22 protein-coding genes, 1 tRNA gene and 1 riboswitch are annotated in these 20,128 nt (G+C 70.7%); of the genes, 15 read left to right on the forward strand and 8 right to left on the reverse strand.

Annotated elements, in window-relative coordinates:
- Positions 1 to 2: 2 nt before the first annotated feature.
- Both ACWV17_RS18155 and ACWV17_RS18160 read right to left on the reverse strand, forming a co-directional pair.
- Positions 3 to 596: a nicotinamidase gene (locus tag ACWV17_RS18155; RefSeq protein ID WP_455353499.1), complete on the reverse strand. Its 594-nt coding sequence runs from the start codon at positions 594 to 596 to the stop codon at positions 3 to 5.
- 148 nt (positions 597 to 744) lie between these two features.
- Entirely contained in the window at positions 745 to 2,073 is a 1,329-nt protein-coding gene (locus tag ACWV17_RS18160) for a nicotinate phosphoribosyltransferase (protein WP_455353500.1), read from the reverse strand.
- Between the two features lie 80 nt (positions 2,074 to 2,153).
- Between ACWV17_RS18160 and clpS the strand changes: the two genes are divergently transcribed.
- The 10 genes from clpS (at position 2,154) to ACWV17_RS18210 (ending at position 11,249) form a co-directional block, all read left to right on the forward strand.
- Positions 2,154 to 2,468, forward strand: a complete 315-nt coding sequence (gene clpS / locus ACWV17_RS18165; RefSeq protein WP_455353501.1) for an ATP-dependent Clp protease adapter ClpS — start codon at positions 2,154 to 2,156, stop codon at positions 2,466 to 2,468.
- Positions 2,468 to 3,121, forward strand: a complete 654-nt coding sequence (locus tag ACWV17_RS18170) for a DUF2017 domain-containing protein (RefSeq protein WP_455360559.1) — start codon at positions 2,468 to 2,470, stop codon at positions 3,119 to 3,121. Before clpS ends, ACWV17_RS18170 begins: the two co-directional genes overlap by 1 nt.
- Positions 3,122 to 3,432: 311 nt before the next feature.
- The gene (locus tag ACWV17_RS18175; RefSeq protein WP_455360560.1) at positions 3,433 to 4,881 is read left to right on the forward strand and encodes an amino acid permease; all 1,449 of its coding nucleotides are present in this window, start codon (positions 3,433 to 3,435) and stop codon (positions 4,879 to 4,881) included.
- Positions 4,882 to 4,949: 68 nt separating this feature from the next.
- On the forward strand, positions 4,950 to 5,372 hold the full coding sequence (locus ACWV17_RS18180) for a Mov34/MPN/PAD-1 family protein (protein ID WP_455353504.1): 423 nt from the start codon (positions 4,950 to 4,952) through the stop codon (positions 5,370 to 5,372).
- A 186-nt stretch (positions 5,373 to 5,558) separates the two neighbouring features.
- Positions 5,559 to 5,699, forward strand: a riboswitch (cobalamin riboswitch).
- 38 nt (positions 5,700 to 5,737) lie between these two features.
- On the forward strand, positions 5,738 to 6,727 hold the full coding sequence (locus tag ACWV17_RS18185) for an ABC transporter substrate-binding protein (RefSeq protein WP_455360561.1): 990 nt from the start codon (positions 5,738 to 5,740) through the stop codon (positions 6,725 to 6,727).
- A gap of 1,146 nt (positions 6,728 to 7,873) precedes the next feature.
- Complete coding sequence (locus ACWV17_RS18190) at positions 7,874 to 8,869, forward strand: FecCD family ABC transporter permease (protein ID WP_455360562.1); 996 nt, start codon at positions 7,874 to 7,876, stop codon at positions 8,867 to 8,869.
- Positions 8,866 to 9,642: an ABC transporter ATP-binding protein gene (locus ACWV17_RS18195; RefSeq protein ID WP_455353507.1), complete on the forward strand. Its 777-nt coding sequence runs from the start codon at positions 8,866 to 8,868 to the stop codon at positions 9,640 to 9,642. Before ACWV17_RS18190 ends, ACWV17_RS18195 begins: the two co-directional genes overlap by 4 nt.
- A 69-nt stretch (positions 9,643 to 9,711) precedes the next feature.
- Complete coding sequence (locus ACWV17_RS18200; protein WP_455360563.1) at positions 9,712 to 9,894, forward strand: putative leader peptide; 183 nt, start codon at positions 9,712 to 9,714, stop codon at positions 9,892 to 9,894.
- Positions 9,895 to 10,020: 126 nt separating this feature from the next.
- Positions 10,021 to 10,299 (forward strand): MoaD/ThiS family protein, encoded by a 279-nt coding sequence (locus tag ACWV17_RS18205; protein WP_455353509.1) that lies wholly within the window; start codon positions 10,021 to 10,023, stop codon positions 10,297 to 10,299.
- Positions 10,299 to 11,249, forward strand: coding sequence for a PLP-dependent cysteine synthase family protein (locus tag ACWV17_RS18210; protein ID WP_455360564.1), 951 nt, complete (start codon positions 10,299 to 10,301; stop codon positions 11,247 to 11,249). Before ACWV17_RS18205 ends, ACWV17_RS18210 begins: the two co-directional genes overlap by 1 nt.
- Positions 11,250 to 11,335: 86 nt before the next feature.
- Here ACWV17_RS18210 and ACWV17_RS18215 read toward each other — a convergent pair whose 3' ends face one another.
- On the reverse strand, positions 11,336 to 11,782 hold the full coding sequence (locus ACWV17_RS18215; RefSeq protein WP_455360565.1) for a type II toxin-antitoxin system PemK/MazF family toxin: 447 nt from the start codon (positions 11,780 to 11,782) through the stop codon (positions 11,336 to 11,338).
- Between the two features lie 177 nt (positions 11,783 to 11,959).
- Between ACWV17_RS18215 and ACWV17_RS18220 the strand changes: the two genes are divergently transcribed.
- Positions 11,960 to 12,712 carry an MBL fold metallo-hydrolase gene (locus tag ACWV17_RS18220; protein WP_455360566.1) on the forward strand — a complete coding sequence of 251 codons (753 nt, stop codon included), beginning with the start codon at positions 11,960 to 11,962 and terminating at the stop codon, positions 12,710 to 12,712.
- A gap of 23 nt (positions 12,713 to 12,735) precedes the next feature.
- Here the strand turns inward: ACWV17_RS18220 and ACWV17_RS18225 are convergent, their stop codons facing one another.
- Both ACWV17_RS18225 and ACWV17_RS18230 read right to left on the reverse strand, forming a co-directional pair.
- Positions 12,736 to 13,986 (reverse strand): PTS transporter subunit EIIC, encoded by a 1,251-nt coding sequence (locus ACWV17_RS18225; protein ID WP_455353513.1) that lies wholly within the window; start codon positions 13,984 to 13,986, stop codon positions 12,736 to 12,738.
- 147 nt (positions 13,987 to 14,133) lie between these two features.
- Positions 14,134 to 15,399, reverse strand: coding sequence for a PTS transporter subunit EIIC (locus ACWV17_RS18230; RefSeq protein WP_455360567.1), 1,266 nt, complete (start codon positions 15,397 to 15,399; stop codon positions 14,134 to 14,136).
- Between the two features lie 183 nt (positions 15,400 to 15,582).
- Between ACWV17_RS18230 and ACWV17_RS18235 the strand changes: the two genes are divergently transcribed.
- The 4 genes from ACWV17_RS18235 to rdgB all read left to right on the forward strand — a co-directional run bounded on the left by ACWV17_RS18235 (position 15,583) and on the right by rdgB (position 17,851).
- Positions 15,583 to 15,858: a glucose PTS transporter subunit EIIB gene (locus ACWV17_RS18235; protein WP_455360589.1), complete on the forward strand. Its 276-nt coding sequence runs from the start codon at positions 15,583 to 15,585 to the stop codon at positions 15,856 to 15,858.
- Between the two features lie 110 nt (positions 15,859 to 15,968).
- Positions 15,969 to 16,694, forward strand: a complete 726-nt coding sequence (rph, locus tag ACWV17_RS18240) for a ribonuclease PH (RefSeq protein WP_455353516.1) — start codon at positions 15,969 to 15,971, stop codon at positions 16,692 to 16,694.
- Positions 16,695 to 16,836: 142 nt separating this feature from the next.
- Positions 16,837 to 17,226, forward strand: coding sequence for a hypothetical protein (locus tag ACWV17_RS18245; RefSeq protein ID WP_455360568.1), 390 nt, complete (start codon positions 16,837 to 16,839; stop codon positions 17,224 to 17,226).
- 22 nt (positions 17,227 to 17,248) lie between these two features.
- Positions 17,249 to 17,851 (forward strand): RdgB/HAM1 family non-canonical purine NTP pyrophosphatase, encoded by a 603-nt coding sequence (gene rdgB, locus ACWV17_RS18250; RefSeq protein WP_455353518.1) that lies wholly within the window; start codon positions 17,249 to 17,251, stop codon positions 17,849 to 17,851.
- A 64-nt stretch (positions 17,852 to 17,915) separates the two neighbouring features.
- Here the strand turns inward: rdgB and ACWV17_RS18255 are convergent.
- From ACWV17_RS18255 to bcp, 3 genes are all read right to left on the reverse strand, one after another.
- A tRNA-Leu gene (locus ACWV17_RS18255) sits at positions 17,916 to 17,998 on the reverse strand.
- A gap of 53 nt (positions 17,999 to 18,051) precedes the next feature.
- Positions 18,052 to 19,521, reverse strand: a complete 1,470-nt coding sequence (locus ACWV17_RS18260) for an AAA family ATPase (protein ID WP_455360569.1) — start codon at positions 19,519 to 19,521, stop codon at positions 18,052 to 18,054.
- 67 nt (positions 19,522 to 19,588) lie between these two features.
- Complete coding sequence (gene bcp / locus ACWV17_RS18265; RefSeq protein WP_455360570.1) at positions 19,589 to 20,056, reverse strand: thioredoxin-dependent thiol peroxidase; 468 nt, start codon at positions 20,054 to 20,056, stop codon at positions 19,589 to 19,591.
- Positions 20,057 to 20,128: the final 72 nt, after the last annotated feature.

Consider the following 20,128-nt stretch of genomic DNA (forward strand, 5'->3'; position numbering starts at 1 on the left):
GCCTACACCACCGGCTTTCCGGAGAGCTTTACTCCGGCCTCGCGCATCTCCTCCAGGGCGCGGTCCGTGGTGTGCTCCGCGACGCCCGCGGTCAGGTCCAGGAGTACGTGCGTGACGAAGCCCTCGCGGACCGCGTCCAGGGCGGTGGCGCGGACGCAGTGGTCGGTGGCGATGCCGACCACGTCCACCTCGGTGACCTCGCGGGCGCGCAGCCAGTCCGCGAGGGAGGTGCCGTTCTCGTCGAGGCCCTCGAAGCCGCTGTACGCCGCCGCGTACGCGCCCTTGTCGAAGACCGCGGCGATCGCGCCGGAGGCGACGGCCGGGGCGAAGTTCGGGTGGAACCCGACGCCCTCCGTGCCCGCCACGCAGTGCACCGGCCAGGAGCGCTCGTAGTCGGGTGCCGCCGGCGGTACGGCGAAGTGGTCGCCCGGGTCGATGTGGTGGTCGCGGGTGGCGACGACATGGCGGTAGCCGGCGGGCGCCTGGCCGATCAGGTCGGTGATGGCCGCGGCGACATCCGCACCCCCTGTGACCGCGAGGCTGCCGCCCTCGCAGAAGTCGTTCTGAACGTCGACGACGATCAAGGCGCGGTGCATGGCGTGCTTCCTTCGGCTGGAGAATGCGGCGGATGCGGATGCGGATGCGGTGCGGGCGGGGGGCGCGGGGAGCCGCTTACCGAGCGTAGAGGCTCCAGGCCCCCACCGGCAGAGGGCGCCCCCGCGCTGCCGGGGCACCGGCCGGGGCTCACGCGTACTCCGTGGGGATGACCGCCTCCCCCCGGGACAGCTGCATCGCCGACAGCGGCAGGTTCGCCCGGGCCGCCGTGTGGCGGGCGCGGGCCGTGTCCAGGGGCTCCCGGGCCACCACCTCGCCCCCCTTGACCAGCTCCACCAGCAGCTGCCGCTCGGCCAGTTCGGCCGGTACCGGGCCGGTGCCGAGCACCTCCGCCTCCGCGACCCCGTCCGCGTCCGTCCGCCGGGCGGCCCACTTCCGGCCGCCCACCGAGAGCTTCCCGCCCAGCGACTTCTTCGCCACCGGCACCAGCGGCGCCCTGGGGTCGGCCGATCCGGCGCGCGCGACCAGCTTGTAGACCATCGAGCAGGTGGGGTGACCGCTGCCGGTCACCAGTTGCGTTCCCACGCCGTACGCGTCCACCGGCGCCGCGGCCAGCGAGGCGATCGCATACTCGTCCAGGTCCGAGGTCACCACGATCCTCGTCCCGGTCGCGCCCAGCTCGTCGAGCTGGTGCCGCACCCGGTGCGCGACCAGCAGCAGGTCGCCCGAATCGATGCGTACCGCGCCGAGGTCCGTCCCGGCGACGTCCACGGCCGTACGGACCGCCTCGGCCACGTCGTACGTGTCCACCAGCAGCGTCGTACCGCCGCCGAGCGAGGCGACCTGCGCGGTGAAGGCGTCCCGCTCGGTGTCGTGCAGCAGGGTGAAGGCGTGCGCGCTGGTGCCGACGGTTGGAATCCCGTACCGGAAGCCCGCCGCGAGGTCCGAGGTGGAGCTGAACCCGCCGACGTACGCGGCGCGCGCGGCGGCGACGGCCGCCAGCTCGTGCGTGCGCCGGGCGCCCATCTCGATGAGCGGCCGGCCCCCCGCGGCCACCGCCATCCGGGAGGCCGCCGCCGCGATCGCCGAATCGTGGTTGAGGATGGACAGGATCACGGTCTCCAGCAGCACGCACTCGCCGAAGGTGCCCTCGACCCGCAGGACCGGCGAGCCGGGGAAGTACACCTCGCCCTCCGGATAGCCCCAGATGTCCCCGCTGAACCGGTAGTCCGCCAGCCAGTCCAGCGTGGGCGCGTCCACGACGGCGTGCTCCCGCAGGAACTCCAGGACCCCGTTGTCGAAGCGGAAGTTCTCCACGGCGTCCAGGACCCGGCCGATGCCTGCGACGACTCCGTAGCGACGCCCCTCGGGCAGCCGGCGGGTGAAGACCTCGAAGACGGAGCGGCGGTCGGCGGTGCCCGCCTTCAGTGCCGCCCGCAACATCGTGAGCTCGTACTGGTCGGTGAAGAGCGCGGTCGACGGAACGTCCACCGGCAGGCCCAGGTCCGCAGTGTTCATGACGAGAATGCTACTCCACATCTCGTCAGAGTGACGAGATGTGCGAGCCGTTTGTGCGATGGACCCCTCCCAGTGGCAGCATGGGACAAGTGAGTGTTGCTCCCGTAGAGATCGAACGCACCGAATCGGCCGAGGAAACCTTCGCGGTACCCGAGCCCGACGTCCCGTGGGTCACACTCGTCCACAACGACCCGGTCAACCTCATGAGCTACGTGACCTACGTCTTCCAGGCCTACTTCGGCTATCCCAAGGACAAGGCGCACAAGCTCATGCTGGACGTCCACCACAAGGGCCGGGCGGTCGTCTCGAGCGGCTCCCGCGAGGAGATGGAGCGCGACGTGCAGGCGATGCACGGGTACGGCCTCTGGGCGACCCTCTCGCAGGACCGCGGCTGATGGCGGCACACCCCGGCACCTTCGTGCCACTGAAGGGCGGCGGCGCGGCCGTGGCCCTCGACGAGGTCGAGATCTCGATCCTGCGCTCCCTGGCCGTCCAGCTGCTCGAACTGATCGGCCCCGGCGACGCGCCCGCGGAGGGCGAGGACCCGCTGGCCGCGCTCTTCGCCGAGGGCCCGAGCGAGCCGCCGTCCGACCCGGCGCTGGCCCGCCTCTTCCCCGACGCGTACGCGGGCCCGGACGCGTACGCCGGCCCCGACGCGGCCGGATCGGCCGACTCGCCAGGCTCGCCCGGCTCGTGGGCCGACGAGGAGCTGCGCGCCCGCTCCGCCGAGTTCCGCCGCTTCACGGAGAACGACCTGCGCGCCCGCAAGCGCGACGACGCCCTCGCGATGGTCCGCACCCTGGACGCGCTCAGCGCGGGCGGCGACGGCGGGGCGGTACTGGAACTGACCGAGGGTGAATCGCGGCAGTGGCTCGGCGCCCTGAACGACCTGCGGCTGGCCATCGGCGCCCGGCTGGAGGTCACCGACGAGGACGAGAGCGGCGAGCTGTACCGGCTGCCGGACGACGATCCGCGCAAGCCGATGGTGATGGCGTACCTCTGGCTCGGCGGCCTCCAGGAAACCCTCGTCGAAACCCTGATGTCCTGATTTCGCAGGCTTCTGTTCGCTCAACGGACGCTCAAATCCGGATAACGATCACGTTACCGTGATCACTTCTTTTGCTGCGCCTGAGGACTTTTGTCCGCTTCTTCCTGTGGTGTGCATCACATCCGACCCTGTGGATCACCGAGGCGAGCGTGATAGATCTTCACGACCGCTGACGGGACGCCACCCATGTCCCGCAGGGGTGCTTGGCCGGCTGATCGCCGGCGTGCAACTCCATCCACATCCGGGGGGATCGAGGACCCGATCCGTAGCCAACAACGGCACGGACCGGCATGGAGAAAGGGCGCACCACCATGACCTCAGTGCAGGTCGACAAGCATCACGACGGCAATGAGGCCGCGGGCGGCACTCCCGAAGAGGGATACGAGCGCGGACTCGGCAGCCGCCAGGTCCAGATGATCGCGATCGGCGGCGCCATCGGCGTCGGCCTGTTCATGGGCGCAGGCGCCAACATCGCCAAGGCCGGGCCCAGCATCATCCTCATGTACGCCCTCGCGGGCGTCGTGATCTTCTTCATCATGCGGGCACTCGGCGAGCTGCTCCTCTACCGGCCGGTCTCGGGCTCTTTCGCGGAGTACGCCCGCGAGTTCCTCGGCCCGTTCTTCGGCTACGTCACCGGCTGGACCTACTGGCTCATGTGGGTCGTCACCGGCATGGCCGAGCTGACCGCAGCGGCCATCTACATGCACTTCTGGTTCCCCGAAATCCCGCAATGGGTCAGCGCCCTGGTCTTCCTGGTGGTGCTCTTCGGCGTCAACCTGATCTCGGTCAAGATCTTCGGCGAGGTCGAGTTCTGGTTCTCGATGGTCAAGGTCACCGCGATCATCGGCATGATCGTGATCGGTCTCGGCGTCCTCACGCTCGGCTTCTCCGACGCGGGTGACACCGCCGCCGCCTCCAACCTCTGGGCGCACGGCGGCATCTTCCCGAACGGCATCGGCTCCAGCCTGATGACCCTCCAGGGCGTCATGTTCGCCTACCTCGCCGTCGAGCTCGTCGGTGTCACGGCGGGCGAGTCCGAGAACCCGGAGAAGACGCTCCCCAAGGCCATCAACACGCTGCCCTGGCGGATCATCGTCTTCTACGTCGGCGCGCTGCTCGTCATCCTCGCCGTGGTCAAGTGGACCGAGTTCTCGGCGGGCCAGAGCCCGTTCGTCCACGCCTTCGAGAAGATCGGCATCCCGCTCGCCGCCGGCATCGTCAACTTCGTGGTGCTGACCGCGGCGCTGTCGTCCTGCAACTCGGGCATGTACTCCACCGGCCGCATGCTGCGCGACCTCGCCGCCAACAGCGAGGCGCCCAAGGCCTTCGGCAAGCTCAACGCGCGCCGGACCCCGGCCGTCGGCATCGCCGTCTCCGTCGCCCTCATGGGCATCGGCGTCATCCTCAACTACGTCGTCCCGGAGAAGGCCTTCGTGTACGTCGTCTCGGTGGCCACCGCCGCCGGCATCTGGACCTGGATGATGATCCTGGTCAGCCACATCCGCTACCGCCGCGCGGTGGACGCCGGCCGGCTCCCGGCCTCCTCGTTCCCGGCGCCGGGCGGCGCGAAGTTCAGCTGGGTCGCGCTGGTCTTCCTGGTCTTCGTGACCGGCATGATCGCGTACGACAAGGACGCGCGCGTCTCCCTGATCGTGGCGGCCGTCTGGGCGGTCGGCCTGGCCATCGGCTGGGCGGTCCTGAAGAGCCGCAACCCGCAGATCGCGAAGCGCACGCCGGAATACGAGAGCGTCTCGAAGTAACGCCTCTGCGTCTCACCAGATGGCCTCCGGATCTCAGATCCGGGGGCCGTCTGCTTATCCTCGTGCTCATGCTCACCATCACCCAGGCCCTGTACGACGCCATCGTCGCCCACGCCCGTGAGGACCACCCCGACGAGGCGTGCGGCGTCGTCGCCGGCCCGGCGGGCACCGGGCGGCCCGAGCGGTTCATCCCGATGCTGAACGCCGCGCGCTCGCCCACGTTCTACGAGTTCGACTCGGCCGACCTGCTGAAGCTCTACCGGGAGATGGACGACCGGGACGAGGAGCCGGTGGTCGTCTACCACTCGCACACCGCGACGGAGGCGTACCCGTCCCGCACGGACATCTCGTACGCCAACGAGCCGGGCGCCCACTATGTGCTGGTGTCCACCGCCGACACGGACGAGGCCGGGCCCTTCCAGTTCCGCTCGTTCCGCATCGTGGACGGCGTGATCACGGAGGAAGACGTCAAGGTGGTGGAGACGTACTGAGGGGGTGTCCGGCCGATCAGGCCGGATCAGCGAGCGGCGCCTGGTGCGTGCAGCTGCAAGGCGGCCGGATTCGGCCATAGCGGAGCTATGGCCGGAGTCGGCCAACGCCGCAGATGTGCGTGCCAGGCGACGGGAGCCCGGCATGATCGGCTGGACACCCCCTAAGGGCCGTCTGCCACACTGAGCGCCGACAACAAGGCGGCAGGACCCAGGAAGCCGGTGTGAATCCGGCACGGTCCCGCCACTGTGACCAGGCCGCCCGCCACCTCGACCCGTTCGAACCGGCCGGCCCGGAAGCCAGGAACTGACCTGCCGCCTTCAGCACCGACCAGGGGACGCGGAAATCCCCCGGAGGAGGCACAGCCATGTCCTGGCACCGGCGCACCGCTCTCACAGCGGCCCTGCTGCTCCCGCTCCCGCTCCTGCTCACCGCCTGCGGTACGAGCCCCGGCCCCGGCGGGCAGCCCGCCGCGAAGGCCGCCGGCTTCCCGTACACGGTCACCAACTGCGGTACGACCACGACGTTCAAGGCCCCGCCGAAGCGGGCCGTCACCATGAACCAGCACGTCACCGAGGTGATGCTGGAACTGGGCCTCGCCAAGTCCCTGGCCGGGACCGCGTACCTCGACGACAAGGTGCTCCCGGAGTACGAGCGGGAGTACCGGGCCACCCCGGTGCTGGCCAAGGAGTACCCGTCGTACGAGAAGCTCCTCGCGGCCAACCCCGACTTCGTCTACGGCGGTTACGCGAGCGCCTTCGCGGCGAACGAGGGCCGCAGCCGCGAGGCCCTGGGCAAGAGCGGCATCGCCACCCGCCTGAACGTGGAGAACTGCACCCCGGGCAGCACCTCCCTGAACGACCTCTACCAGGAGGTCCGCGAGGTGGGCCGCACGTTCGGCGTCGCGGCCCGCGCGGACGAGTGGGTCCGCGAGGCGAAGACGGTGACGGCCGCGACGGCGGCGGACCTGAAGGGCATCACACCGGTCCCGGTGTTCGTCTATGACAGCGGCGACAAGACGGCGTTCACGGCGGGCGGCAAGGGCATCGGCAACGAGATCATCACCCGGGCCGGCGGCACGAACGTCTTCGCCGACCTCGACAAGCCCTTCGGTGACGCGTCGTGGGAGAACGTCGTGGCGCGCAAGCCGGAGGTCGTCGTGATCTACGACTACGGCTCGACCACGGTGGCCCAGAAGAAGCAGCGCCTCCTCAACGACCCGGTCCTGGCGGACGTCCCGGCCATCAGGAACAAGCGCTTCGCGGTCCTGCCGCTGTCGGACGCGGTCCTGGGAGTCCGAGCCCCGGCGGCGATAGCGAAACTGGCGTCCCAACTCCACCCGGAGCAGGCGAAGTAGGCCAAGGTGACACCCCCCGAAGACCCCACCCCGCGCCACGCCCCGGCGCCGAAACCCCCAAGCCCCGCCGAGCCGCAAGCCGACCCCCGGCCCGCGCCGGGGCCGCGCCGCGAAGCGGGCGCAGAGCCCGCGGGGCCGGCCCCGACCGCCGGCCGCGGAGCGGCGGCGGAAGCTGCCGCTCCGGCTGCGCCCGCAGCGGCAGCCCCGGGCCCGCGCCTTGGAGCGGCCGCGGAGCCCGTGGGGACGGCCCCGGCCGCCAGCCGCGGAGCGGTGGCGGAACCCGACATCCCGGCCGTGCCCGGAGCGGCTGCCCCGGGCCCGCGCCGCGGAGCGGGCGCCGAGCCCGCGGGGTCCGCTCCGGCCGCCGACCGGTCCTCGCGCCGCGAGGCAGGAGTGGTCCCTGCGGCACCGGCCGTGCCTGGTCCGCGGGCGGCGGCAGCGGAACCAGAGGTTCCGGCTGCACGTGACCGCGAAGCGGCGGCGGGAGCCGACATCCCGGCCGCGCCGGGCCCTCGCCGCGGAGCGGGCGCGGAGCCCGCGAGGTCGGCCGCGACCGCCGGCCGCGGAGCGGCGGCGGAAGCTTCCGCTCCGGCTGCGCCCGCAGCGGCAGCCCCGGGCCCGCGCCGCGGAGCGGGCGCGGAGCCCGCGGGGACGGCCCCGGCCGCCAGCCGCGGAGCGGTGGCGGAACCCGACATCCCGGCCGTGCCCGGAGCGGCTGCCCCGGGCCCGCGCCGCGGAGCGGGCGCCGAGCCCGCGGGGTCCGCTCCGGCCGCCGACCGGTCCTCGCGCCGCGAGGCAGGAGTGGTCCCTGCGGCACCGGCCGTGCCTGGTCCGCGGGCGGCGGCAGCGGAACCAGAGGTTCCGGCTGCACGTGACCGCGAAGCGGCGGCGGGAGCCGACATCCCGGCCGCGCCGGGCCCTCGCCGCGGAGCGGGCGCGGAGCCCGCGAGGTCGGCCGCGACCGCCGGCCGCGGAGCGGCGGCGGAAGCTTCCGCTCCGGCCGCGCCCCGCGCGGCCGTTCCGGCCTCGCGTCGCGGAGGCGGCGGCCCGGAGCCCGCTGGGGCGGCCTCGCGGCCCGGCGCGGGTGCTGGGCCCCGCGAAGCGGACCCGCGCCGCGAGGCCGGGCGGGCGCGGTTGCGGTACGGCGTGGTCGTTGGCGGGCTCGCTCTCGCCCTCGTCGCCGCCTCGCTCGGCGGGCTCCTGCTCGGTTCCGTGCGGATTCCGGCCGGCCACCTGGCCGACATCCTCACCGGCACCGCCGGCCCCGGCCCCTTCCGCACCATCGTCCTCGACGTCCGGCTGCCCCGCGTCCTCCTCGGCGCCGTCGTCGGCGCCGGGCTCGCCGTCATCGGGACCGTCCTGCAGGCGCTCGTCCGCAACCCCCTCGCCGACCCCTTCCTGCTCGGCGTCTCCTCCGGCGCCTCCGCCGGCGCCGTGGCCGTCATCGTCCTCGGCGTCGGCGCCGGGATCGCCACCACCGTGGCGATCCCCACCGCCGCCTTCGCCGGCGCCCTCGCCTCCCTCGTCCTCGTCTACACCCTGGCCCGCGGCGGCGGCACGCTCACCACCGGGCGTCTCGTCCTCGCCGGGGTCGCCGTCTCGTACATCCTCTCCGCGCTGACCAGCCTGCTCCTGGTCACCTCCGCCCGCGCCGACCGCCTCCAGGAGGTCCTGTACTGGACCCTCGGCGGACTCGGCAGCGCCCGCTGGGACAGCCTCGCGTTCCCGGCCGCCGTCCTCACCGCCGGCACCGTGCTGCTGCTCGCCCTCGCCCGCCCCCTCGACCTGCTCCTGCTCGGCGAGGAGGGCGCGACCGTCCTCGGCCTGGACACCGCCCGCTTCCGGGCCGCCGTCTTCGTCCTGGCGACCCTGCTCACCGGCGTCCTGGTCGCCTTCAGCGGAGCCATCGGTTTCGTCGGGCTGATGGTGCCGCACGCCGCCCGGATGGCCGTCGGCGCCGGGCACCGCGCCCTGCTGCCCGTCGTCGCGCTCGCAGGGGCCGCGTTCCTGGTCCTGGCCGACCTCGCCGCACGTACCGTCGCGGCCCCGCAGGACATCCCGGTCGGCGTACTGACCGCCCTCACCGGCGGGCCGTTCTTCCTGTGGATGCTGCGCCGCCGCCCCGAAGGAGCCCCCGCGTGACGATGCTCCGTACCGAGTCCCTCTCATACGACACGGCCGGCGGCCACCGCCTCCTCGACTCCGTCGACCTGACCGCCGCCCCCGGCGAGACCGTCGGCATCGTCGGCCCCAACGGCAGCGGCAAGACCACCCTGCTGCGCTGCGTGTACGGCGCGCTGCGCCCCACCCGCGGCCGGGTCCTCCTCGACGGGGACGACCTGCGCGCCCTGCCGCCGAAGGCCCGCGCGCGCAAGATCGGCTGCGTCCCCCAGGACGGGCACGCCGGCTTCGAGCTGACCGTGCGCGACATCGTCGCGATGGGCCGCTCCCCGCACAAACGTTTCTGGGAGCCGGACACCGCCTCCGACCACGGTCTCGTACACGACGCCCTGACCCGCGTCGGCATCCGCGCCCTCGCCGACCGCGCCTTCACCGCCCTCTCCGGCGGCGAACGGCAGCGCGCCCTGGTCGCCCGGGCCCTCGTCCAGCAGCCCGCCCTCGTCGTGCTCGACGAGCCGACCAACCACCTCGACATCCGCTACCAGCTCGAAGTGCTCTCCCTCGTCAGGGATTTGGGGACCACGAACCTGCTCGCCCTGCACGACCTGAACCTCGCCGCGTACTACTGCGACCGGCTGTACGTACTCGACGGCGGCCGCGTCGTGGCCTCCGGCACCCCGAAGGACGTCCTCACCGAGGACCTGCTCGCCGCCGTCTACGGGGTAACAGCCGAGGTCAGTACGCACCCCACCACCGGTGCCCCGACCGTCGTCTACCTCCCGCAGTCCGCCTGACGAACAGATCTGGTCCACCATGCGAGATCACATTCCGGGACCCGGACAGGGAATCGATACGATGACCGCATGGTTCCCCACGACGTGAGCGAGAAGACGCCGAGCACCCCGCTGCTCGCTTCGCTGCGCTCCGCCTCCACTCTCTTTTTGGGAGCCTTTGGATGTGGAGCCGCGCGGCTGCACGTCGACCTGTGCCGACTGGCCAGCGCCATCTGTCCGTGCTGTCCGTGCGTCCGCCCGCGTACGGCCTGAGCCGCCGCCCCGCGCTTTCAGAACCCAGCACGCAGCCAGAACCAGCACGCAGCACCACCGCACCACCCCGCGCGGACCGCCGCGCGCCCGCATGCCACCCTTCGCTTCCGACAGGAGCCCCACGCCATGGCCATCGAGGTCCGCATCCCGACCATCCTCCGTACCTACACCGACGGCGCCAAGGCCGTCGAGGGCAACGGCGACACCCTCGCCGACCTCCTCGCGGACCTGGAGACGCGCCACACCGGCATCCAGGAGCGCATCGTCGACGGCGAGCAGCTGCGCCGCTTCGTCAACGTCTACCTCAACGACGAGGACGTCCGCTTCCTCGACGGCATCTCCACCAAGCTCGCCGACGGCGACAACGTGACGATCCTCCCGGCCGTGGCAGGCGGAATGCGCTGATGCGGTACGACTCCCCGCTGGCGGCGGTCGGCAACACGCCACTGGTGCGCCTGCCCCGGCTCTCCCCGTCGGACGACGTCCGGATCTGGGCGAAGCTGGAGGACCGCAACCCCACCGGCTCGATCAAGGACCGTCCCGCGCTCCACATGGTCGAGCAGGCGGAGAAGGACGGCCGGCTGACCCCGGGCTGCACCATCCTGGAGCCGACCTCCGGCAACACCGGCATCTCGCTGGCCATGGCGGCCAAGCTCAAGGGCTACCGCATCGTGTGCGTGATGCCGGAGAACACCTCCCAGGAACGCCGGGACCTGCTCGCCATGTGGGGCGCGGAGATCATCTCCTCCCCGGCCGCCGGCGGCTCCAACACCGCGGTCCGGGTTGCCAAGGAACTCGCCACGGAGAACCCCAGCTGGGTGATGCTCTACCAGTACGGAAACCCGGACAACGCAGGCGCGCACTACGCCACCACCGGCCCGGAGATCCTCGCCGACCTGCCGTCCGTCACCCACTTCGTGGCGGGCCTGGGCACCACCGGCACCCTCATGGGCGTCGGCCGCTACCTGCGCGAGCACAAGCCGGACGTCAAGATCGTCGCCGCCGAGCCGCGCTACGACGACCTGGTCTACGGCCTGCGCAACCTGGACGAGGGCTTCGTGCCCGAGCTGTACGACGCGTCCGTGCTCACCACCCGTTTCTCGGTGGGCTCGGCGGACGCGGTGACCCGCACCCGGGAACTGCTCCAGCAGGAGGGCATCTTCGCGGGCGTCTCCACGGGAGCCGCCCTGCACGCGGCGATCGGCGTCGGCCGGAAGGCCCTGAAGGCGGGCGAGGCGGCGGACATCGTGTTCGTCGTCGCGGACGGCGGCTGGAAGTACCTCTCCACGGGCGTCTACACGGCGGCCACCACCGAAGAGGCCATCGAAACGCTGCATGGCCAGCTCTGGGCGTAGCCACCGTAGCCACCGCGCTGCGGGGCCGCCCGGGACGGCGGGGTGAGGCGGCGCGGCCCGTCCCTTCACCCCGCCGGGCGGCCGCCTCAGCGGGCCAAGTGGCGGACCTGATCCCACAGCGTCGGGTCCACCGGGCCGACCCGGCGCCGGAACTCCCACAACGGCACATCCCGCAGCTCGCCGGTCTCCAGGAAACTCGGACGTCCCTCCGGATCGCCCACCACCCCCGGCGGCAACGCGATCACGCCCGGCCGCTCGTCGTGGTACTTGCTGGTGATCTTCGCGACGCGGGAGGACCCGCCACGCACCGACAGCACCAGGCACGGCCGGTCCTTCGCCCCCGGCCCGTCCTCGTACGGCACCGCCGCCCACCAGATCTCGCCCGGCTGCGGCTTCCGCAACGGCGCCCGCTCCGCACCACCCGGCCGTCCGGGCGGGCGCCTGCGCCCACCGGGCCGGCGCAGACCCGCGATCACCACGGCCAGCGCCAGGGCCACCGCCGCGGCGAGCGCGGGCCACCAGGACGTATCCATGCCCCGACGGTACCGGCGCCCGCCGCGCACGGCGCGACGGCCCCCCGAACCGGTGACAGAGCAGGTGAGTTCCCCCACAACGGCTGGCTGTGGAGGAGCGACCAGACCCTTCGCGCCTTACGCTCGACGCACCGCACGACCCCTGCCGCGCGCCTCGTCCACGGAGGTTCCTGCTCCATGAAGCTCACCGTCGTCGGCTGCTCGGGTTCGTTCCCGTCCGCGGATTCGGCCTGCTCGAGCTACCTCGTCGAGGCCGACGGCTTCCGGCTGCTCCTCGACATGGGCAACGGCGCCCTCGGCGAGCTGCAGCGCCATGTCGGGCTCTACGACCTCGACGCCATCTTCCTCAGCCACCTGCACGCGGACCACTGCATCGACATGTGCGCGTACTTCGTGGCCCGCTACTACCGCCACGAGGGCGGCCGCTGCGACGCCCTGCCCGTGTACGGCCCCGAGGGCACCGAGCAGCGGCTCACTACGGCGTACGAGGACGTGCCGGACGAGAAGTCGATGAGCGAGGTCTTCGACTTCCGCACCCTCGAGCCCGGCTCGTTCACCCTCGGCCCGTTCCAGATCCGTACGGACCGGGTCAGCCACCCGGTCGAGGCGTACGGCATCCGGATCGAGCACGACGGCAAGTCCCTCACGTACTCCGGCGACACCGGGGTCACCGAATCCCTGAACGAACTCGCCGACGGCACGGACCTGTTCCTGTGCGAGGCATCCTTCACGCACGGCAAGGAAGACATCCCCGACCTGCACCTCAACGGCCGCGAGGCGGGCGAGCAGGCCCGGCGCTCGAACGTCGGCCGGCTCGTCCTCACCCACATCCCGCCGTGGACGGACGGACAGCGGAACCTCGCCGACGCGCAGGCGGTGTACGACGGCCCGGCGGAGCTGGCCCGCGCCGGGGCGGTCTATCAGGTCTGACCGACCGCTCACCGGGCCGGCGGTCACGCCTTGGTGAGGTCCTCGATCTCCTCCTCGGGCTCACGGCCCGGGGTGGGGAGGTTGAACCTGACGATCGCGAAGCGGAAGACCGCGTAGTAGACCGCCGCGAACGCGAGACCGATCGGGATGATCATCCAGGGCTTGGTGGCGAGGCCCCAGTTCAGGACGTAGTCGATCGCACCGGCCGAGAAGCTGAAGCCGTGATGGACCCCCAGCGCCCAGGTCACGGCCATCGAGACGGCGGTCAGCACCGCGTGGATCGCGTACAGGACCGGCGCGATGAACATGAACGCGAACTCGATCGGCTCGGTGATGCCGGTGACGAACGACGTCAGCGCGAGCGACATCATCATGCCGAGGACGGCCTTGCGGCGCTCGGGGCGGGCGCAGTGGGCGATCGCCAGGGCCGCGGCGGGCAGCGCGAACATCATGATCGGGAAGAAGCCCGACATGAACTGGCCGGCGGTGGGGTCACCGTGGAAGAAGCGCGGCAGGTCGCCGTGCCACATCGCGCCGGCGGAGTCCTTGAAGGAACCGATCTCCTGCCAGGCGACGGTGTTCACGAACTGGTGCATGCCGATGGGCAGCAGCGCCCGGTTGATCAGACCGAAGATGCCGGCACCCACGGAGCCCAGGCTGGTCATCCATGCGCCGAAGTCGGAGATGACGCCGCCGATGGGCTCCCAGACCAGGCCGAAGAGGACGCCCATCGCGGTGCCGACGAAGGCCATCAGGATCGGGACGAGCCGGCGGCCGTTGAAGAAGCCGAGCCAGTCGACCAGCTTGGTGCGGTGGTAGCGCTGCCAGACCACGGCGGCCAGCAGGCCCATGATGATGCCGCCGAACACCTTGGGGTCGTTGTAGGTCGCCGCCACGTCGGCGCCCTTCTGGACCTTGGCCTCGGTGACCGGGAACGCGGTCAGCACGTTCTTGTAGACGAGGAAGCCGACGAGTGCGGCCAGTGCGGTGGAGCCGTCCGCCTTCTTGGCGAAGCCGATGGCGATGCCTATGCAGAACAGCAGCGGCAGGTTCGCGAACACTGCGTCGCCGGCAGTGAGGAAGACGGCGGCGACCTTGTTCCAGCCGAGGCCGTCCTTGCCGATGACATCGTCCTGGCCGAGGCGGAGCAGAATGCCGGCGGCCGGCAGGACCGCGATGGGCAGCTGAAGGCTGCGGCCGATCTTCTGCAGATTCTGGAACAGCCCGGAGCCCCGCTTTTTCGCGGGCGCCGGCGCAGCGGTAGCCGTGCTCATGTCTTCCTCCATGGACCAGTGTGGTCTACACCACTGAGTGGTGTAGACCAGTTGTAGCATGGTGAAGGAGGGGTGAGGAACCCCGGATTCCAGTGGTCCAAACCACAGCGGGCGGCCGGGGCTGGGGCGGGCTACGGGCCACGGCGGCTACGGCTTGGTGACGTCCTGCTCGACCTCCGCCTCCACTTCCCTGGGCTCGCGGCCCGGAGTGGGGATGTCGAACCTGGTGATCGCGAAACGGAAGACCGCGTAGTACACGGCGGCGAACGCCAGGCCGATCGGGATGATCAGCCACGGCTTCGTATCGAGACGCCACAGGACCGCCAGGTCGATGAGCCCGGCCGAGAAATTGAAGCCCGCATGCACCCCGAGCGCCCATGTGATCGCCATCGAAGCGCCGGTCAGCAGTGCGTGCACGCCGTACAGCAGCGGCGCCGCGAACATGAAGGAGAACTCCAGCGGTTCGGTCACGCCCGTGACGAACGAGGTGAGGGCGGCGGAGATCATGAGCCCTGTCACCTCCTTGCGGCGCTCCGGGCGCGCGCAGTGCGCGATGGCGAGTCCGGCCGCCGGCAGCCCGAACATCATGATCGGGAAGAAGCCCGACATGAACTGGCCCGCCGTGGGGTCCTCGGCGAGGAAGCGGCCGTAGTCGCCCTGGATGACCGTGCCGTCCGGCGCCGTGAACTCGCCCGCCTGGTACCAGAAGAAGATGTTCACGAACTGGTGCATGCCGATCGGGATGAGCAGCCGGTTGGCCAGACCGAAGATGCCCGCACCCCAGGCGCCCAGGCCGATCAGCTGCTGGGAGAACCAGTTCAGTGCGTCGCCCACCGGCCACCACAGCAGTCCGAAGAGCACGCCGAGGATGACGCCGGCGAAGGCCATGAGGATCGGCACCAGCCGGCGGCCGTTGAAGAAGCCCAGCCAGTCGACGAGCTTCGTACGGTGGTAGCGCTGCCAGACCACGGCGGTCAGCAGGCCGATCAGGATGCCGCCGAGTACGCCGGGATTCTGCGGCACCCCCTCCGGGACCTGCTCCGTGACCGTGCCCGCGATGGGGAAGGCCTCCAGTACGTTGCGGTAGACGAGGAAGCCGACCACCGCGGCAAGGGCCGTCGAGCCGTCGGCTTTCTTGGCGAAACCGATCGCGACACCGATGCAGAACAGCAGCGGCAGCCCGAATGTGCCGTCCAGGATGGCGGTGCCGCCGTTGCTCAGGACCTCCGACGTCCTGTCCCAGAACGGGCCGTGCAGATACGCGTCGAACAGATTGCCCAGACTCACGAGCAGGCCCGCGGCCGGCAGCACAGCCACCGGGAGCTGGAGGCTCCGCCCGACCTTCTGCAGACCCTGGAGAAGTCCGTTCCGCCAGTTCCGCTGGGGCGCTGCCGCCTTGCTGATCGCGCTCATCGGCGTCCTCCCGGAGGACCGGTTTGGCTGGCACCGCACACTGGTGTAGACCAGTTGCGGTACGGTTCCGGAATCCGGCCGGTGGGCGGGCAACCGGTGATCGTCATCATTCGACAGAAGCCCGACGCCCGCCCGTGAAGATGGGCCAACCGTGCGTTACCGTGACAAAGCGGACCGCGCTCGCTGAGAACGCGGACCGCGCTCGCCGAGAACAGGGAGAAGAACATGGCCAGCAAGGCTGAGAAGATCGTCGCCGGGCTCGGCGGGCTCGACAACATCGAGGAAATCGAGGGCTGCATCACCCGCCTCCGCACCGAAGTCGTCGACCCCTCCCTCGTCGACGAAGCCGCGCTCAAGGCCGCCGGCGCCCACGGAGTCGTCAAGATGGGCACCGCGATCCAGGTCGTCATCGGCACCGACGCCGACCCCATCGCCGCCGACATCGAAGACATGATGTGAACTGACACCGCTCACCCACAGCCGCACACGACGAAGGCCCCGCACCGGCAGCGCCACCAGGCCCCGCACCGGCACGGGGCCCTCGCGCGCCAGCCGATAGGCTCGGCACCATGTCTCGCATCGACGGCCGCACCCCCGACCAGCTCCGCCCCGTCACCATCGAACGCGGATGGAGCAAGCACGCCGAGGGCTCCGTCCTCATCTCCTTCGGCGACACCAAAGTCTTCTGCACCGCCTCCTTCACCGAAGGCGTCCCGCGCTGGCGCAAGGGCAGCGGCGAAGGCTGGGTCACCTCCGAGTACTCGATGCTGCCCCGCTCCACCAACACCCGCGGCGACCGCGAATCCGTACGCGGCAAGATCGGCGGCCGCACCCACGAGATCTCCCGCCTCATCGGCCGCTCGCTCCGCGCCGTCATCGACTACAAGGCCCTCGGCGAGAACACCGTCGTCCTCGACTGCGACGTCCTCCAGGCCGACGGCGGCACCCGCACCGCCGCCATCACCGGCGCCTACGTCGCCCTCGCCGACGCCATCAGCTGGGCCCAGGGCAAGAAGGTCATCAAGGCCGGCCGCAAGCCCCTCACCGGAACCGTCGCCGCCGTCAGCGTCGGCATCGTCGACGGCGTGCCCCTCCTCGACCTCTGCTACGAGGAAGACGTCCGCGCCGAAACCGACATGAACGTCGTCTGCACCGGCGACGGCCGCTTCGTCGAAGTCCAGGGCACGGCCGAGGCCGAGCCCTTCGACCGCAAGGAGCTCAACGCGCTCCTCGACCTCGCCGCCGGCGGCTGCGCCGACCTCCAGGCGCTCCAGGCCACCGCGCTCGGCGAGTAACCAGGCAACCGGACACGCCGCCACCGGCGTCCTCACACACACGGGCGCACGGGCCGAACCGTGCGCCCGTCCGCACAGCGCAACCAGCACAGCCGCGCAACCAGCACAGCCCGCGCCACCCGCACCCTGGAGGGACCGCCCCATGGCCTCGCGCCGCCGACGTAACGCCGTACTCGCAGCAGCCGCCGCACTCATCGCGATACCCACCGCCGTCGGCTGCGGCGCCATCGACAAGGCATTCGACTGCGCCCAGACCGCCGTCGCCATCACCGACAGCGTCAACGACCTCCAGCAGGCCGTCTCCAACGCCGGCAACAGCCCGCAGGAGGCCAAGGAAGCCCTCGACCAGATCGAGAAGAACCTCGGTGAGCTCGGCGACAAGACCGACAACGCGGACGTCGGCAAGGCGGTCGACGACCTCACCAGCGGCGTGCAGAACGTCCGCGCCGCCATCGAGCACGGCGACGCCACCCCGGACATCACCCCGGTCACCGACGCCGCCTCCGAACTGAGCAAGGTCTGCTCGCCCTGACGCGCCCCCGATAATCGATGGCATGACCCGCCTGATTCTCGCCACCCGCAACGCGGGCAAAGTCGGCGAACTCCACGCCATCCTGTCCGCCGCCGGCCTGCCGCACGAGCTGGTCGGCGCGGACGCGTACCCCGAGATCCCCGACGTCAAGGAAACCGGCGTCACCTTCGCCGAGAACGCCCTCCTCAAGGCCCACACCCTCGCCCGCGCCACCGGACTCCCGGCCGTCGCGGACGACTCGGGCCTCTGCGTCGACGTACTGAACGGCGCCCCCGGCATCTTCTCCGCCCGCTGGGCAGGCCGGCACGGCGACGACGACGCGAACCTGCGGCTCCTGCTGGCCCAGCTCTCGGACATCGACGACGCCCACCGGAGCGCGCACTTCGCGTGCGCGGCGGCGCTCGCCCTCCCGGACGGCACGGAAAGGGTGGTGGAGGGCCACCTCCCGGGCACCCTCCGCCACACCCCGTCGGGAACGGGAGGCTTCGGCTACGACCCGATCCTGCAACCGGAGGGCGAGACCCGCACATGCGCGGAGCTGACCCCGGAGGAGAAGAACGCGATCAGCCACCGAGGCAAGGCATTCCGGGCCCTGGTCCCGGCGGTACGGGAGCTCTTGGGCTGACCGCCACCTGCCGACTACGCCGAAGGGCCGCCCCGCTGACGCGCGGGGCGGCCCTTCGTCTGTGTGCGGCCGGTGGGATTCGAACCCACACGAGCAAAGCTCACCCGGACCTAAACCGGCGCGCGTCTTCCCTTCCGCCACGGCCGCGTGCTCCCGGTCATCGTAGCGGGCGGACGACCGAGGCACCGCCTGGATGTTGGTCAATCTCCCGCGTACAACCTGTGCAGGTCGACCAGTTCGACGTCCGAGCGACCAGCCGCGGTCTGCCTGAGCGCATCGCTGAAACCGGAGCGGGCAAAGAGCAATAGTTTGGGCAGTGCGCCGACCTTGGCGCTCGGCAGTAGCCCTCGGAGGTGCTCCAGACGCTCCAACTGCGGCAGGTCCATGGCTGCGGCTGTGCCCTTGGCTTCGCCGATGGCCGTGACGCGGCTTGCGCTGAATGGGAGCGATTCGGTGACCACCACGTCGATCTCGTGGCCGCGTCTGTGTTCCCGGCAGGGCATCTCCGTGGGGCGCACCACGGTGGCCTTACCGCCCAAGGTGGCTTCGGCAGCGTGCTCGGCGCACCATTGGCGGGCGAGGTCCTCGAAGTGGGGACCGTAGATCCTTGCAGCGATCGTGTCGGCGTTGTCGGCCCACACCTGCTGGGCCCGGCCGATCACGAGTTCGGGTTCGTGTCTCTGGATAAGGAGCTGGTGCAGGCGGACCACGGGTTCAGCGACCCGGAAGACGCTGCGCCTCTCACGAAGTGCGTCATCTGTCTGTTCCAGTAGTCCGATGTCCTGCAGCCCCGCGAGTAGATGGGCGAGCGCGCCGCTTGGGCGGCCAAGAGTTGCGGCGATTTCGGATCGCCTGTGCTGCCCACTGCTCACCGCGGTAAGTACGGACGCGTATGAAGTGGGATCGGCGATGGAGGGCTCTTCACGTAGCAGCAGACTCCCCTCACGGAACATGGCGGAGGCCGGATTGAGCAGTCGGCGTTGCACCCAGCTGTCGAAGTCGTCGACAGAAGCAGGGGCCGCCCCTCCGCACATCTCTTTGTACGCGGGGGTGCCGCCGACCAGCGCATTGAGCCGGAACGCGAGTTCGGGGTCCGTGTCAACACCCCAGAAGGCGGCAGCCTCCCGGTAACGGAAGGGACGTACGACCAGCTCCAGACTGGCGCGCCCTCGCAATGGTGCGCCGCCGCCGAGGAGCTGGGCCATTGTGGTCAGGGCGCTGCCGCACAGGATGAGCCGGGTGCGGGTGTGTTCCTTGGCGTGACTGAGCGGGCTCAAGGCTTGCTGCAGGTAAGAGGGGAGCGCTGGGGTCGCGGCGACGAGGTACGGGAACTCGTCGATGACGACTGGGAGTTCACTTTCCTCTCCGATGCGGAGGATCTCGTCCAGCGCTTCGCGCCAGTCGGCAAACAGCACCGGCCGACGAATGCCGCGGTAATCCGCGTAGGCGCGTCCCAGGTCAGCGAGATTCTGCGCCTCGCTCTGCTGAGTCGCAGCGAAGAGGAAACCACCGGTCTCGCGTGCGAGCAGCTCCAGCATCAGAGTCTTGCCCTGTCGCCGCCGCCCGTAGACCAGTCCTAGCGTCGCCCCGGGCTGGGCGGAATCGGTGAACTCACTGAGAGCGCCCCACTCGGTGTCCCGGGCGAAGAGCCGCTGCGGTTTCGGGCCCATACGCAGCCTCCAGGAATGATAGGTGCAACTATCATAGCTGCACCTATCATTCCTGGGGCCATCTATCTCAGATGCCGAGGTCCTTGATGATCTTGGCTACGTGGCCCGTCGCCTTCACGTTGTACAGCGCCCGTTCCACCCTGCCCTCCTCGTCCACCACCACCGTCGAGCGGATCACGCCCGTCACGGTCTTGCCGTACAGCTTCTTCTCGCCGAAGGCTCCGTACGCCTCCAGCGTGGCCTTCGACGGGTCGCCCACCAGCGTCACCTTCAGGTCCTCCTGCTCGCGGAACTTCGCGAGCTTCTCCGGCTTGTCCGGGGACACGCCGATCACGTCGTAGCCCGCGCCCGCCAGCACCTCCAGGTTGTCCGTGAAGTCGCAGGCCTGCTTGGTGCAGCCCGGGGTCAGGGCCGCCGGGTAGAAGTAGACGATGACCTTGCGGCCCTTGCGGTCCGCGAGCGAGACGTCGTTGCCGTCCGCGTCGGGCAGGGTGAAGGCGGGGGCGGTGTCGCCGGGCTGGAGTCGCTCGCTCATCAAGGTCTCCTCGGTAGGGGGTAGGGACGTACGGCATCGAGCGTAATAGGGGTGCCGTGGGGTGCGATGCGT

The sequence above is a fragment of the Streptomyces mabaensis genome, assembly GCF_053763515.1.

Bases quoted from the DNA above. Each gene is read 5' to 3' on its own strand.
- ACWV17_RS18205 (WP_455353509.1), top strand. From the start codon at position 10,021: ATGGCCATCGAGGTCCGCATCCCGACCATCCTCCGTACCTACACCGAC.
- ACWV17_RS18160 (WP_455353500.1), bottom strand. From the start codon at position 2,073: ATGAACACTGCGGACCTGGGCCTGCCGGTGGACGTTCCGTCGACCGCG.
- rdgB (WP_455353518.1), top strand. From the start codon at position 17,249: ATGACCCGCCTGATTCTCGCCACCCGCAACGCGGGCAAAGTCGGCGAA.
- ACWV17_RS18200 (WP_455360563.1), top strand. From the start codon at position 9,712: ATGGTTCCCCACGACGTGAGCGAGAAGACGCCGAGCACCCCGCTGCTC.
- ACWV17_RS18220 (WP_455360566.1), top strand. From the start codon at position 11,960: ATGAAGCTCACCGTCGTCGGCTGCTCGGGTTCGTTCCCGTCCGCGGAT.
- ACWV17_RS18245 (WP_455360568.1), top strand. From the start codon at position 16,837: ATGGCCTCGCGCCGCCGACGTAACGCCGTACTCGCAGCAGCCGCCGCA.
- ACWV17_RS18260 (WP_455360569.1), bottom strand. From the start codon at position 19,521: ATGGGCCCGAAACCGCAGCGGCTCTTCGCCCGGGACACCGAGTGGGGC.
- ACWV17_RS18225 (WP_455353513.1), bottom strand. From the start codon at position 13,986: ATGAGCACGGCTACCGCTGCGCCGGCGCCCGCGAAAAAGCGGGGCTCC.
- clpS (WP_455353501.1), top strand. From the start codon at position 2,154: ATGGGACAAGTGAGTGTTGCTCCCGTAGAGATCGAACGCACCGAATCG.
- ACWV17_RS18180 (WP_455353504.1), top strand. From the start codon at position 4,950: ATGCTCACCATCACCCAGGCCCTGTACGACGCCATCGTCGCCCACGCC.
- ACWV17_RS18215 (WP_455360565.1), bottom strand. From the start codon at position 11,782: ATGGATACGTCCTGGTGGCCCGCGCTCGCCGCGGCGGTGGCCCTGGCG.
- ACWV17_RS18230 (WP_455360567.1), bottom strand. From the start codon at position 15,399: ATGAGCGCGATCAGCAAGGCGGCAGCGCCCCAGCGGAACTGGCGGAAC.
- rph (WP_455353516.1), top strand. From the start codon at position 15,969: ATGTCTCGCATCGACGGCCGCACCCCCGACCAGCTCCGCCCCGTCACC.
- bcp (WP_455360570.1), bottom strand. From the start codon at position 20,056: ATGAGCGAGCGACTCCAGCCCGGCGACACCGCCCCCGCCTTCACCCTG.
- ACWV17_RS18155 (WP_455353499.1), bottom strand. From the start codon at position 596: ATGCACCGCGCCTTGATCGTCGTCGACGTTCAGAACGACTTCTGCGAG.
- ACWV17_RS18210 (WP_455360564.1), top strand. From the start codon at position 10,299: ATGCGGTACGACTCCCCGCTGGCGGCGGTCGGCAACACGCCACTGGTG.
- ACWV17_RS18175 (WP_455360560.1), top strand. From the start codon at position 3,433: ATGACCTCAGTGCAGGTCGACAAGCATCACGACGGCAATGAGGCCGCG.
- ACWV17_RS18170 (WP_455360559.1), top strand. From the start codon at position 2,468: ATGGCGGCACACCCCGGCACCTTCGTGCCACTGAAGGGCGGCGGCGCG.
- ACWV17_RS18185 (WP_455360561.1), top strand. From the start codon at position 5,738: ATGTCCTGGCACCGGCGCACCGCTCTCACAGCGGCCCTGCTGCTCCCG.